The organism is Mesorhizobium sp. W067, from assembly GCF_054719525.1.
Map to the genome: position 1 here is coordinate 2,011,107 of NZ_JBTTII010000001.1, position 13,177 is coordinate 2,024,283.

General features: G+C 61.5%; 13 protein-coding genes. 4 read left to right on the top strand and 9 right to left on the bottom strand.

Annotated elements, in window-relative coordinates:
- Window positions 1–378 precede the first annotated feature (378 nt).
- Together ACYG97_RS10000 and ACYG97_RS10005 are read left to right on the top strand one after the other, a co-directional pair.
- Entirely contained in the window at window positions 379–1,146 is a 768-nt protein-coding gene (locus ACYG97_RS10000) for an NAD kinase (RefSeq protein ID WP_023734393.1), read from the top strand.
- Between the two features lie 192 nt (window positions 1,147–1,338).
- Window positions 1,339–2,952: a DEAD/DEAH box helicase gene (locus ACYG97_RS10005; protein ID WP_031262390.1), complete on the top strand. Its 1,614-nt coding sequence runs from the start codon at window positions 1,339–1,341 to the stop codon at window positions 2,950–2,952.
- Window positions 2,953–2,994: 42 nt separating this feature from the next.
- On the opposite strand, the gene ACYG97_RS10010 is transcribed toward ACYG97_RS10005, so the two are convergent.
- The 5 genes from ACYG97_RS10010 to ACYG97_RS10030 form a co-directional block, all read right to left on the bottom strand.
- Window positions 2,995–3,666 (bottom strand): WbqC family protein, encoded by a 672-nt coding sequence (locus tag ACYG97_RS10010; protein WP_023734395.1) that lies wholly within the window; start codon window positions 3,664–3,666, stop codon window positions 2,995–2,997.
- On the bottom strand, window positions 3,663–4,604 hold the full coding sequence (locus tag ACYG97_RS10015; RefSeq protein WP_155924165.1) for a hypothetical protein: 942 nt from the start codon (window positions 4,602–4,604) through the stop codon (window positions 3,663–3,665). The genes ACYG97_RS10010 and ACYG97_RS10015 overlap by 4 nt, the downstream gene beginning before the upstream one ends.
- A gap of 11 nt (window positions 4,605–4,615) precedes the next feature.
- A complete protein-coding gene (locus ACYG97_RS10020) occupies window positions 4,616–5,527 on the bottom strand; it encodes a hypothetical protein (protein ID WP_156937229.1) in 912 nt (303 codons plus the stop codon).
- Window positions 5,528–5,568: 41 nt separating this feature from the next.
- On the bottom strand, window positions 5,569–6,237 hold the full coding sequence (locus ACYG97_RS10025; RefSeq protein ID WP_023688392.1) for an acetyltransferase: 669 nt from the start codon (window positions 6,235–6,237) through the stop codon (window positions 5,569–5,571).
- Between the two features lie 64 nt (window positions 6,238–6,301).
- Window positions 6,302–6,991, bottom strand: coding sequence for a class I SAM-dependent methyltransferase (locus tag ACYG97_RS10030; protein WP_196813703.1), 690 nt, complete (start codon window positions 6,989–6,991; stop codon window positions 6,302–6,304).
- 58 nt (window positions 6,992–7,049) lie between these two features.
- Here ACYG97_RS10030 and ACYG97_RS10035 point away from each other — a divergent pair, with 58 nt between their 5' ends.
- The gene (locus ACYG97_RS10035) at window positions 7,050–8,717 is read left to right on the top strand and encodes a B12-binding domain-containing radical SAM protein (RefSeq protein ID WP_084023781.1); all 1,668 of its coding nucleotides are present in this window, start codon (window positions 7,050–7,052) and stop codon (window positions 8,715–8,717) included.
- Window positions 8,714–9,844 carry a DegT/DnrJ/EryC1/StrS family aminotransferase gene (locus ACYG97_RS10040; protein ID WP_084023782.1) on the top strand — a complete coding sequence of 377 codons (1,131 nt, stop codon included), beginning with the start codon at window positions 8,714–8,716 and terminating at the stop codon, window positions 9,842–9,844. The genes ACYG97_RS10035 and ACYG97_RS10040 overlap by 4 nt, the downstream gene beginning before the upstream one ends.
- A 229-nt stretch (window positions 9,845–10,073) precedes the next feature.
- Here the strand turns inward: ACYG97_RS10040 and ACYG97_RS10045 are convergent, their stop codons facing one another.
- From ACYG97_RS10045 to ACYG97_RS10060, 4 genes are all read right to left on the bottom strand, one after another.
- Window positions 10,074–10,682 carry a hypothetical protein gene (locus tag ACYG97_RS10045; RefSeq protein ID WP_023734400.1) on the bottom strand — a complete coding sequence of 203 codons (609 nt, stop codon included), beginning with the start codon at window positions 10,680–10,682 and terminating at the stop codon, window positions 10,074–10,076.
- A gap of 234 nt (window positions 10,683–10,916) precedes the next feature.
- Window positions 10,917–11,567 (bottom strand): OmpA family lipoprotein, encoded by a 651-nt coding sequence (locus tag ACYG97_RS10050; RefSeq protein ID WP_023667470.1) that lies wholly within the window; start codon window positions 11,565–11,567, stop codon window positions 10,917–10,919.
- A 150-nt stretch (window positions 11,568–11,717) separates the two neighbouring features.
- Window positions 11,718–12,086, bottom strand: a complete 369-nt coding sequence (locus ACYG97_RS10055; protein ID WP_023667471.1) for a GFA family protein — start codon at window positions 12,084–12,086, stop codon at window positions 11,718–11,720.
- 147 nt (window positions 12,087–12,233) lie between these two features.
- Window positions 12,234–13,124, bottom strand: a complete 891-nt coding sequence (locus ACYG97_RS10060) for a LysR family transcriptional regulator (protein WP_023734401.1) — start codon at window positions 13,122–13,124, stop codon at window positions 12,234–12,236.
- Between the last annotated feature and the right edge of the window lie 53 nt (window positions 13,125–13,177).

Here is a 13,177-nt window from a genome sequence, read left to right on the forward strand (position 1 = left end):
CCGCCGCAGCGTGAGGCCATCGGCCTGGAGCTCATGTCTTCGGACTGCCGCACAAGCTCCGCAAAGAGAAGGGCGAAACTTCCCATCACAAGGAAGACGATAATCAGGCGTGTCACCGGCAATAGACAGGTCTCGACTGGCTAGCCCCCCAGCCACCCATCCTCTGTCGGCTAACATGATCGATCAGGCTTTACGAGTGTTTAAGCTCGCTCTTAACCATCACATTCGCCGTTCCGGCGACATGAAGCGCGAGCCGCCGATTTCGTTTCGCCGCGGCCGCAACTGCGCCGGACGATGCCTCCCTTTGCAGATGCGCTTGCCCATGCTACCCCACGCAACCGCCGCCGACCGCCATCGGCCGACCGCCATCGGAATGTCATGAGCAAAGCCAATCTCGCCTTCGTCTCCTCCGACACTGCCGATGCCAAGGCGGCGATGGAGAGCCTGTCGGCCCGCTATGGCCAGGCATCCTTCGACGACGCCCAGGTGGTGGTGGCGCTGGGTGGCGACGGCTTCCTGCTGCAGACCTTGCGCGACACCATGAGCACGGGAAAGAAGGTCTACGGCATGAACCGTGGCACCATCGGCTTCCTGATGAACGAGTACCGCGTCGGGGGCCTCACCGAGCGCATCGCGGCCGCCGTCGCCGAAACGATCCGCCCGCTGGAAATGCTGGCGTTGACGCGTGAGGGCGAGACGGTTTCGGCACTCGCCATCAACGAGGTGGCGCTGTGGCGTCAGTCCTACCAGACGGCAAAGATCCGCATCACCGTCGACGAGCAGGTCCGCATCGAGGAACTGAACTGCGACGGCGTGATGATCGCGACGCCGGCCGGCTCCACCGCGTACAATCTTTCGGCGCACGGGCCGATCCTGCCGCTGGATGCACCGTTGCTCGCGCTGACCCCGGTCAGCCCGTTCCGGCCGCGCCGTTGGCGGGGTGCCTTGTTGTCAAACAAGGCGACCGTACGCTTCGATATTCTGGAGTCGGAAAAGCGCCCGGTGAACACCGCCGCCGACCACACCGAGGTCAAGGCGGTGGCTTCCGTAACGGTCCGCGAATCGCCGACTGCGACGGCAACGCTGCTGTTTGATCCCAACCATTCGTGGAACGAACGCATTCTCGCCGAGCAGTTTCGCTATTGAGCCGGCGCAAAGAGTGACTACCTAATTAAGCGTCGCGATTAAGCTTACGTTTTCACAATCGTGCCAATCCCGCCCGTTTCTGTTGACAAATCGCGGGCTTGCGCCTAATCGCAATACCAATCTTGCAGGCACGCTGTGCTTGCCGCGACGGATGCCGTTGCGCTTCCCCGAACCAGCCAAAGACAGCAACTCTTGTCCTCAGACACCACGACCGCTCTAGAAGCGTTGACCTTTTCAGACCTCGGCCTGTCGCCCAAGGTCCTTTCCGCAGTCACCGATGCGGGCTACACCGTGCCGACGCCGATCCAGGCTGGCGCGATCCCGCATGCCTTGCTCGGCAAGGATATTCTGGGCATAGCACAGACCGGCACCGGCAAGACGGCTTCCTTCGTGCTGCCGATGCTGACCCGCCTCGAAAAAGGCAGGGCCCGTGCCCGCATGCCGCGCACGCTGATCCTCGAGCCGACGCGCGAGCTCGCCGCGCAGGTCGAAGAGAATTTCATCAGATACGGCAAGAACCACAAGCTCAACATCGCGCTGCTGATCGGCGGCGTCTCCTTCGACGAGCAGGACAAGAAGCTGGAGCGCGGCGCCGACGTGCTGATCGCCACGCCCGGCCGTCTGCTCGATCACCGCGAGCGCGGCAAGCTGTTGCTCAACGGCGTCGAGATCCTCGTCATCGACGAGGCCGACCGCATGCTGGACATGGGCTTCATCCCGGACATCGAGCGCATCTGCGAGATGATCCCGTTCACCAGGCAGACGCTGTTCTTCTCAGCGACCATGCCGCCGGAGATCACCAAGCTCACCGAGAAATTCCTGCATGCGCCGGTGCGCGTCGAGGTGTCCAAGGCGGCATCCGCTGCCACCAACATCATCCAGCGCCTGGTCAAGTCCGGCTCCAAGCCGTGGGACAAGCGCGAGACGCTACGCAATCTGATAAAGGCCGAAGACGCCGAGCTGAAGAACGCTATCATTTTCTGCAACCGCAAGGTCGAGGTAGCGGAGCTGTTCCGCTCGCTGTTGAAGTATGACTTCGACGCTGGCGCCCTGCATGGCGACATGGACCAGCGCGCCCGCATGCAGATGCTGGCCAATTTCCGCGATGGCAAATTGCGCTATCTCGTGGCGTCCGACGTCGCCGCGCGCGGCCTCGACATTCCGGACGTCAGCCACGTCTTCAACTACGACGTGCCGATCCACGCCGAAGACTATGTCCACCGCATCGGCCGCACCGGCCGCGCCGGACGCTCGGGCAAATCCTTCACCATCGCCACCAAGTCCGACACCAAATACATCGACGCCATCGAGCGGCTGATCGGCAACAAGATCGAGTGGCATGACGGCGACCTGTCGACCGTGGTCGCCAGCGAAGGCGGCGAGGACGAAGCGCCCCGCCGTGGCCGTGGCGCTCCGCGCCGCGCCGGCCGCAAGGACGAGGACCGCAAGCCCCATGATCGCAAGGACGGTGGCGAGCGCAAGCCGCGCGAACGCCATGCCAAGCGCAGCGACGACGCGCCGGCGGCAGATGCCGCGCGCGAGGAACAGCCGGTGGTAGCCGAGGCCGCGGTCGCCGACATCGGCGAACGGCATCAGCGCAAGGAAGCGATCCGCTCCGAAAACACCGACCGCAAGGTCTCCGATCGCAACAACGAGAACCGCGCCCCGGAACGCGGCGACACAAGGCCGCAGCGCGCCAGCAACAGCCGCCCTGCCCGCGGCAACAACCGCGGTGAAGACAATGACGGCACCGTCGGCTTCGGCGACGACATGCCGGCCTTCATGAAGATCGTCGCCAAGGTCTGATCGTCGCAGTCCTAAAATAGCTGCCAAGTGATCGGCAATTGCTCACGGCCCCCATTGGCACGTGTTTCGAACATCGTCGCGAAGGTCGGCGAGGTTATTGCCAAAAAAGGCAGGCAGGATGTGGGGGAACCTCCCTGCGTAGGGCACGAGAAACTGCAGATCGATGCCCGCCTGCTGGAAGTTCTCGGTGGCATAAAGGTGGCGCCCACCGGCAGCGTTGATGTAGCGCTGTCCGCCGAGCGCTCGAACGATGCCGATAATGCGCGCTTGCCCTCGCAAGGCGGGATCAACGCCGAGGCTGGAACTGCGCAAGATGTTTGCTTTGAGTTCGAGCGCGTCGGCGACGAGCCGAAGACCGTTCTCGAGAAAGCTTGTCACGTCGCCAAGCGGCCCGGTCAGATGGCGGCTGATCCGCTCCGCGGCCGGCGTTGTCGCCTGGCCCGGCAGGCCGAAAGCGGCCAGGCGCTTGTCCAGAGCGGTTCGGGCGCCGTCCGCCCAGCGCAGATCCTTTATCTGTGTATTGAACGGCATAGGCGCGAGCGGCAATGTCAGCCAGCGGCCCGGTGTCATTTCGCAACGATGCACCCGTCCCCGGCGCGGGAACTGGACATCGTCGAAAACAACGAAGACGTCGCTCGCAGCCATCAGGCGAAAATAGCCCGCATGCGGGAAGAAATATGGCTGCATGACAGCAATGGTGAGCTTGCCCGTCACTGCGTCTTGCCTTCGCCATAGAAGCAATGAGGCAAGCTTCGAACGTGCTGCTGGAACGCTTGAAGGACCGGCGATGCGAACGACTTGCCACAGAAGGCGTCGAATTCGTCGCGGTTGCACAGGAAGCTGTGGCGATCGAACTGCTCGCGGCGAAGATAATGCAGCACCCGGATATCCGCCGGGTCGCGCAGCCCGTGCGCCAGCATCTCGTCGGAGTTTGGACAATTGTATTCCGGCCCGAGAGGCAACGCATCGGCCCCGACCGTCAGGATGGCCAGCGACAGCGCGATCTGGCCGGAAAAGAAGATCGAGGGCTGATCCTTCAAATAATCCAGTACGCGCGCGGTAAGCGGGCGGATCAGTGGCTGAATGGCGCTGAAAGCGCTTTTGTTGAAGACGACGAAGCCATAGTTGATATAGGCGGGGCACCCGCCGAAGGCGCCATCCGACGACTCGGAATATCGCCAGTTGAGAGGCGTATCTGCAAAGCCGAGCGTCTCAAGAAGCCGACGCCATGCAGCGTTGTTTTCCGAGCCATCTCTCGAAAATGGCGAGAAATGCGCCGGTAGGCCGGCAACACTCGGCCGATCAGCGTCGCGCATGCGTTGCAAAAGCTCGTCGATCGGCCGCATCAGGCAGGCGTCGGCATCGGCGAGGATGATGACATCGCCGCGCGGCGCCTCGGCATAGCGGTCAAAGCCCGAGGAGAAACCCCGGTCGCTGATAGCACGCGGCACGGGGCGCCACGTTACCGGGAAGGCCGAGGACCAGGTGTTGGCGGCATGGAGTTCGTCGATGTCGGCATGCCCGCCAACAGAGACCACAATGGGGGCGGCCGCATAGACGCCGCCGAGCTTGGCCAACGACAAAGCTGCCAGCTTGACGTTTGAGAAAAATTCCGGCTCCGGCAGGATCGGGATGCGAAATTCGAAAGTCATGCCGGTCCCCGTCATGTCAAATCGCGAGTCGCCCAGCCGATGCCGGCCTCGCCGAACCCGTTGCCGTTGTAGAACATCACTTCACCGGAAGCCCGTCGCATGACGCAACAATAGGCCTGCATCCAACTGTCGAAGTCGCCGGCCGCCGGCGGATTGCTGAAGATCACAGGTTCCGCCTCGCCAGCCATGCCATCCCGGACATCTATCAGGCGGGAAAAAAGGCGGTAGGCTTCATTGCCACCATCGCGAAAGTCCCGCCCGCGGCGGCTGTACCACAGCCGTATACCGCCAGCCTCATGCGTGACCCAGGGACGCGTCTGGCTGTTCCCGTCCCCGAGGTCGTCACCTAGGACCGGGACCGAGCCTGTTTCCCACAGAATTCCGTCCCTCGAAACACAGCTGCGGAGCACATAGTCAGGCTCCCGGACACCTCTAGTCTCCACCCAACCGGTGCCGCTCGCATACCACATGCGATAGCCGCCCTTGATCGCACCAACGAAGGGCGTTGACACGAAATAGGGATCTGCCGGACCGATACTGCGGACCGGCCCCGCAAATGCTCTCTCGAAATTCAGCCCATCATCGCTGGTGGCGAGCCCGATGGCGATCTGAAAGCTGACATCGCTACGTGGGTAGATGCCCGAATAATACAGATGCACGCGCCCACCGATCATCACCGCGCAGGAGGGCCCCAGCCCCGAGCAATCGAAAGTGCCTGGCAGGCCCGGCTCCATGATCGGGTCGAAATACTCACCCAACACACGCATGCCGTCTTGCGGGTCGACATCAACGGCCAGGATGGATGACCGGTTGGCGCTATTGCGCCCGGCGAAATAGATGCGCCAAAGCCGAGGCGAAAGGGCGAGGACCGTCGGAACCTGCGCGTAGCTGCCCCACCACCCGTGCCCTGCCTTTATGGGCACCAGCAACCCCTGCCGGGTCCATTTCCTCTGACGGCCAGGCATCAGCGGAACTTCATCGACTTGATACGGGCGCTGGAATAGGGCTTCGGCAAGTCCGAGGGATGACGCACTACACTGTTGGCGGGCACATCGCGCCGGATCATGCAACGGGACTCGATATAGCTTCCGGCACCGATCGTGATGCCGTTGTCGATGCCGACCTGGCCGCCGATCAGGCTGCACGTGCCGATATGGACACCGCTCGCCAGCCCCACCTGCGACGAGACGAAGCAGAAATCCTCGACGATGGAGTGATGACCGACATGGCTACCGCTCCACATCATGATGCCTTCGCCGAGGCGGACAAACGGCTGCAGCGTGCAATTCTCGAGAATGAAGCAGTTTTCACCAACCGTGTCCGCCATATTGTGCGTAGAGGGGTGGATGAAGCGCGTGAAGCTGTACCCGCGCGCCCGGCCCTGCTTATGCCGATCACGGCGGAACTCGTTGAGGTTCTGGTAGCTGAGCGGACCAAGCAGCTTGACGGTTTCAGGCGGGAATCGATCCTCAAGCTTTTCCCAGGCGACCACGGGAAGACCTTTGAACTCGGTTTGTGTGAGGAAGTCTTCGTCGACAGTAAAACCGACGACGCGATCCTCTCCGAACCTGTCGAGGTAGGCCCACGCGACCTCGGCGATCTGGCCCATCCCAAAAATAACCACGTCCGCCATGCCGCCCCCGCGCCTATGCCCATTATATTCTTGACCCGCAAGCCGGAAATCCGCGGATCGTCGGCTACGCGGCAGCCTTGTAGACGTAAACCGTGTACTCGTAGAGCCCGTAGTCGGCGCGAATGAGGTGATGACGCGACAATTGACCGACGACGAAGTGGCTTATCCGATCATAAGGTACGTGAAAAAGGTCCTCGCGTTCCCAGTCGACGTGCTTCGACATCAGGTTGAAGGCCATTCCCTTGCGGGCATGCGGGAACACCCTTGCGATCAACCGGGTCATGGTGTCGAACATCGTCTCGTAGGCGACGCCACAACGCTCCGTGAAGACCCCGTTCATGATGATGTAGTCGGCCTCGGGCACAACCACCTCATTCTGCATCACGTCCATACAGTCAAAGGTCACGCCGGGATATTTGCGCCGGCACAGGTCAATGAACCGTGCGGACAGATCGAGCCCCCGATATCGCAGTTTGCGATCGTCGGATTGGCGCAAATAGTCGAGGAAATGGCCGGCGCCGCAGCCGAAGTCCAGCACATCGACCCGGTCGCGCTCACGCATCGCCTCGGCCATTATGCGGTAACGTGTCGCTGCCCCCCCGGCATCCGGCCAGTCGACTCCCTGGGGCGTATCGCCATGACGTGCAAGACACGCCTCGTAGTGGGCGACCAGCGCGTCGTATGGACCACTGTCGGGCAATTGGAATACCTCGTCTAATTGGCAATAGAAGGCGTCGGCTGGCTTGTATATCACTCTATAATCTGCGCGAAACATCATGTCACTGAATCGCTCACTCACAGGCTTATACTCGATGGACACTTCGAATATGCCTTTGCCGCGCAAGCTTCGGGTTTGCCTCATCAATCCGCGGTTCCGCCCTTCCGTCTGGAGCCGGGACGAGGTGCTTCCCGTTCTGCCTGGCAAGAAAGGCAGCTGGATCGTGACAGGTTCCCTGCCCGCCCTTGCGGCGCTTGCTCCGGATCATTGTGATGTCGTCCTGCTCGATGAGAATGTCGAGGACCTGGATTTCGAGCGGCTCGGTGCCTTCGACATCGTCGGCGTGACCGGCATGATCGTGCAGCGCGACCGCATGTTTGAAATCCTCGAGAGACTGCGCGATCTACCGATTACCGTCGCCGCGGGCGGTCCCTATGTCTCGGTGTCGGAGGCGGAGTTTGTCGACCGCTGCGACGTGCGCTTCATCGGCGAAGCCGAGGAAACGTGGCCTCGCTTCCTGACGGCTTTCGCTCGCGGAGAGCCTGTCCAGAAGCGCTACGAGCAGGACGCGAAAACCGATATGGAGACCGTCCCCACGCCTCGATATGACCTGCTGAAATCTGGAAGCTACGTGGTAGCGTCTCTACAGTTCTCGCGAGGATGCCCCTTCCTTTGTGAATTCTGCGACATCATTACCATCTTCGGTCGCCGGCCACGCCTGAAGTCGCCGGCGCAAATGATTCGCGAGTTCGATGCGATCGTGAAGGCGGGCTTCCGTACCTGTTTTCTGGTCGACGACAATTTCATCGGTAACAAGGTCAAGGCCAAGGAACTCCTGAGAGGCCTGATCGATTGGCAAAAGGTAAACGGCTATCCATTGGCCTTTTCGACAGAAGCCAGCATCAATCTGGGTGACGACGCGGAAATGCTCGATCTGATGCGTCTGGCCAATTTCCGCCAAGTCTTTGTCGGCATCGAGTCGCCCCGCGCCAAGTCGCTGATGGAAACGAGGAAGATCCAGAACGTTCGTGGCGACAGCATGATCGACAAATTGCAGCGCATCCGCGACAGCGGGCTGGTGATTCAGGCGGGTTTCATCGTCGGTTTCGATAGCGACGATGAGGCGATCTTCGATGAGCAGTTCGAGTTCATTCAGCAAATCGGTATCGCGCAAGCATCTGTGGCAATCTTGTGCCCGATCCCCACGACGCCGCTCTATGGGCGGCTGAAGATGGAGGGTCGGCTGGACCTCAGCGACCCCTATGTCAGCTTCCGCCCGAAGAAGATGACGCGCGAAGCGCTGAGGGCCGGCTATGACAGGTTGGTGCAGCGCCTTTACGAGCCGGACGCCTACTTCAGCCGCCTTGTGGATGGCTATTTCGGATCGCCAGGCTTTCGCAAGAGCCGGGCGACGCTTGCAACCCTGATCGGCCGGAAGCGTTCCGGCGTGACCCGGATTGCGGAATTGGCCGGTGCCATCCTGATGGCTGCCCGACTCTTCAGAGCTTTGCTTGCCAAGCGCAGCGCGATGTCGCTGGGCGGCGCCTATGTCAGGCATTGGCGCCGCAACCGGCGTCTCTGCGGCCGCGAGGCGATACCATTCGCCAGTTTCGTGCTGCTTTGCGCCGATCACTGGCATTTTTACACCATCTCGCGGACCAGCAGTAAGATCGAGATCGGGACCAGCCGGCCCGAAACCTTGCGGCCCATACCCGCAAATGAAGGCCTCTATCTGGACAAGACCGCAGGCGGTAGAGCTTGAACGCCGACGGATTGTGGGATGCCGATCCCGGCCCAGCGCCCGATGTTCCCGTGTCGCGCCCGCGACTGCCGACAGGCGACAGCATCCTTCCCTATCTGCACGAGATCGATGCAACCCGCTGGTACAGCAACAACGGTCCGTTGAACCGGCGTTTCCAGGAAGCTCTCAAGACTCGGACCGCTGCAGGCCATGTCGTATGTGGCGCAAACGCAACGCTGGGGTTGGCGCTCGCATTGATGGCGCAGAAACCGGCGAAGGGAAGTCTCTGCATGATGCCGTCCTGGACCTTCGCGGCCAGCGCGCACGCGGCGGTCCTCGCAGGGCTCGTTCCATGGCTGGTCGACGTAGACCTGGACAGCCAGCAACTGTTGCCCGAGAGCGCGGCAGAACTCCTCCGCCAGGCTCCCGGCGGCATCGGAGCGGTCATGCCGGTCATGCCGTTCGGCCGCCCGATTGGTGTCGCGAACTGGGATCGGTTCAAGAGCGATACCGGTCTTGCCGTGGTAATTGACGCAGCCGCAGCCTTCGACACCTTGACGCCATCGCGGGTTCCGGCAGTCGTCAGCCTGCATGCCACCAAGGCACTCGGCATCGGCGAAGGTTGTTTTATCGCGTCAGACGACGGCTCTCTGATCGAGGAAATCGCGGAGGGTGCCAACTTTGGTTTTTCAAATTCGCGCGAGGCGGTCAGACCGGCCCTGAACGGCAAGCTCAGCGAGTATGGTGCGGCCGTCGGCCTGGCTGCACTTGAGCTGTGGCCACATACGCGTGCCGCCTACAAGCGCGTTGCCACAAGCTATAGCCGCTCGCTGGGGTCGATTTCCGGGCTGAGCTTGCCGGAGGGGTTCGGCGAAAAATGGATATCCTCCACCGTCACCATTGGCCTGCCGCCTGGTTCGATGGACCGGGCGCTCACGGCGCTGGCGAAAGGAGGGGTTGGTGTGCGCCGGTGGTGGGGTGGCGGTCTGCATCGGCACGCAGCCTTCGAACATTTTCCCAGGCTGCCGCTACAGACCACTGACATACTGGTAGCGACTCAACTGGGGCTACCCTGTTGGACCGATCTTGCGGATGAAACAATCTCCCGCATCTGCTCGATCCTCAGCGAAGTGGCTGCTGCGGGCTGAGCCGAATGTCTGGTCGAGTCTTAACGCAAAACGGCCCCTTAGCGCCCAGCGCGATGCTGGCGCGTGCGCAATTTTGCCGCCATTGTCGGCTTCCCGACGACGACATCATGCGGGCAGCCTTCATGCGCGCCGGCCCTCATGCCGATCGTCGTCCGAGCCTGATCCCGAGCGCTCTCAAATGCAGCCGGCCAGCTTGCACCCTTGGCAAGCTTCTATCCTGGCCCGTCCGTCACATCGGGCCGGGCATCATCTTGGTCGGTTTTTCCAGCATCGGAAACTCTGCCTTGCTGCATTTCACGTTCGGGTTGGTCGGACTGAACATGCCGTTCGGATTGTCTCTGAACAGCCAGGCATGAAGGTCGTAGTGGACGAACTCCCTCGGAATGAGCGGATAGTGCCCTTCCATCGGTCCCATGAAGGTCTGGCCAAATAGTTTTGGAGGTTCCTTGGTGTCTGGCGTCAGGGGCATCAGCCATTCCACGCCAACCAATTTCAAGCCTTTCTTGGTCGGCTCGTAGATCAGCACATTGGGGCGCATCGGATCGAGTTTCTGACCGACACTCGGGACGTTGACGAAATGGATGCCCATAGCGCCCTTCGGATAGTCCATTGCGCCCTCGATCCTGTCCCCGCTGTAATAGACGCACCCGACAGTCGACAGATAAAGGTCGCGGACGGCGACCGTGTAGTCTTCATATTTGGCGAGCGATTTCTTCAACGCTTCGATGTCGGCTTTGTTGGCGTCCTCGGCTCGAGCCGTGGCCGCTGCGCACCAAGCAGAGAGCAGACCTGTCAAAATGAGGACGCCGCAACGCCGAAGACGAGCTGTTCTTGTCATGCATTCCTCCCAGATTTCCTTATCTGGCCGTGCAGGACCGGGGCCGACTAAGTGACTGCGCGGCCGTTTGTATCGCCCCATCCCCTCTGGAACCGCACCAATGCTAATCCCTTCCAAGGCCTCCGGAAAGGATTATTAGAAATCTCTAATGCGTTAGACCTTTTGGCGGACCACAGGAGCCCAAAAAGAAAGCGGCCCTTGCGGGGCCGCTTTCGCATTTCGATGCCGACCTGATCAGGTCAGCGGCGAAAGCTGGATCTCGACGCGCCGGTTCTGCGCACGGCCGGCCGCCGTTCCATTGGACGCGATCGGACGGGTCTTGCCGAATCCGGTGACGGCGAAGCGGCGCGAATCGACACCTTGGCCTGAGAGATAGTTGGCGACCGCCAATGCGCGGCGCTGCGACAGATCGAAATTGTGTTCGTCGCCACCGGTCGAATCGGTATGGCCGAACACGTCGACCGTGGTCTGCTTGAACTTCTTCAGCACCAGCGCAACCGAGTTCAGCACCTGGTAGAAGCCGGGCTTCACCGCATCCTGGTCGACGTTGAAAGTAATGTCGGACGGCATGTTGAGGATGATCTGGTCGCCGGTGCGGGTGACGCTGACGCCGGTGCCTTCGAGTTGGCGGCGCAGTTCAGCCTCGTTCTGGTCCATGGTCGCGCCGATGGCGCCGCCGGCCAGCGCGCCGATACCGGCGCCGATCAGCGCGTTGCGGCGGTCATTGCCGCCGGCAAGCAGGCCGAGGCCCGCACCCGCCAGGGCGCCAAGGCCGGCGCCGGCTGCGGTGTTCGAAACCTTCTGCTCGCCGGTGTACGGATCGGTCGTGGTGCAGGCACTCACCAGCACAGCCGTCGCAACGGCGACGAGCACAGTCTTTTTCATAGAATCGTCCCTCTCCAAAGCGCGGCCTTTGCGGCTCGCGCATATAAGCCCTTCTCCGGTCTTGTAACATGAAATGCGGCGAAAAACCGAGCGATGAAAGCGGCTTTTCCCCGCTCGCGCCACTCTTCCGCTTCGGTGGCTGGTGCTGGCCTACCAGAGGTTCTTGCCGTCAATGACGACCACCTCGACCTTATCGAGGTCGAAATCGTCGAACAGCCGCGAATTGACTGATATCTTGGGATTGTCGAAGTCCGGTTTGCCGGTTGACCAGTCCGGCGTTTCGGTGAAGGTGCCGCAGCCGCAAATGGCGCAAAACCCGTGTTTGACGGTCTTCGATCCCCATTGATAGAAGGAAACGTTTTCCGGCGAGCTGGTGAGCTTGAATTGCGACGGAACGTAGTAAGCCCACAGCGAACCGCGCTTGGAGCAGAACGAGCAGGTGCATTGTGTTACCGTCTCGGGCGCCTGCGAGACCTCGAACGTCGTCGCCTTGCAATGACAGCTGGCCTTGATGGTCATGAAAAGCTTTCCTCTCCGTTGCTCGCCACCCATGCGGCAAGGCACCATAAAGGAAGGCTCCTGACAACTGTCTGTCAGCAGGCTCCGGTCGATCGAGCCGAGCGGCGCTCTGGCCGAAGCGGACCCGTCGTCACCTCCCAATCGTCGTCACCTGCCGATATAGGCGGCCAGTTCGTCCGGCGTCCCGTTTGGGAAAGCCTGTTTCAGAAAATCCAGGAACGCCGACACGCGCGCGCTGAGCAGCCGCCGCGACGGGTAGAGCGTCCATAGAGAAATCTCGGGGCCGTCAATATCCCCCCAATTCACCAGTGTGCCGTCAGCCAGGTCGTGGGCCACCAACGAAATGGGAAGCCGTCCTGCGCCGATGCCGGCTCGCACCGCATCCCGGACCATGATGAGCGTCGACAAGGCGAGGACCGGCTCGATTCTAAGTGTTGCCCGGCCACCTGGTGTCTTCACCTGCCATGTTTGCCGCTCGCCTGTCCCGCGCGCAACGCCAGGAGCGGCGAGCCCATCGGCCGGGCGAGGAAGGTCCGGGCTCGCGACAACGACCAGGCGGTCGCGGAGAAACGCCCGTCCGACCAGGCTTTCATCGGGATCCGGATTGACCCGGATTACCAGATCGTAGCCTTCCTCGATCATGTCGACATGCCGGTCTTCGGTGGTCACTTCAAGCCTCACCTCAGGATACCTCAGGGCAAATCCCGCAGCGATCCTCCCCATTGCAGTCTGTGAAAAATGCAAAGGCGCGCTGATCCGCAATCTGCCCTTGGGTCTCTGGCCGCCCGAGGCAATCGCCGATGCCGTCTCGTCCAGCTCGGCAAGCAACGCCCCCGTCCGCTCGAAGAGCGCCCGTCCTTCTTCGGTCAGCTTCAGGTTACGCGCACCCCGTTCGAACAGACGCAGATCCAGACTGCTTTCCAATTCGCCAACGCGCCGGGACAACGTTGCCTTGGGCCGGCCGGTGGACCTTGCCGCTTTGCCGAAGCCGCCATGGCGAGCCACGAGGTTAAAATCGGTAAGGGCTAAAAGATCCATGACAGTCCCACCAGCGAGACGACGTGTCTAAAAATGCCGTCTACTGGGCTCTT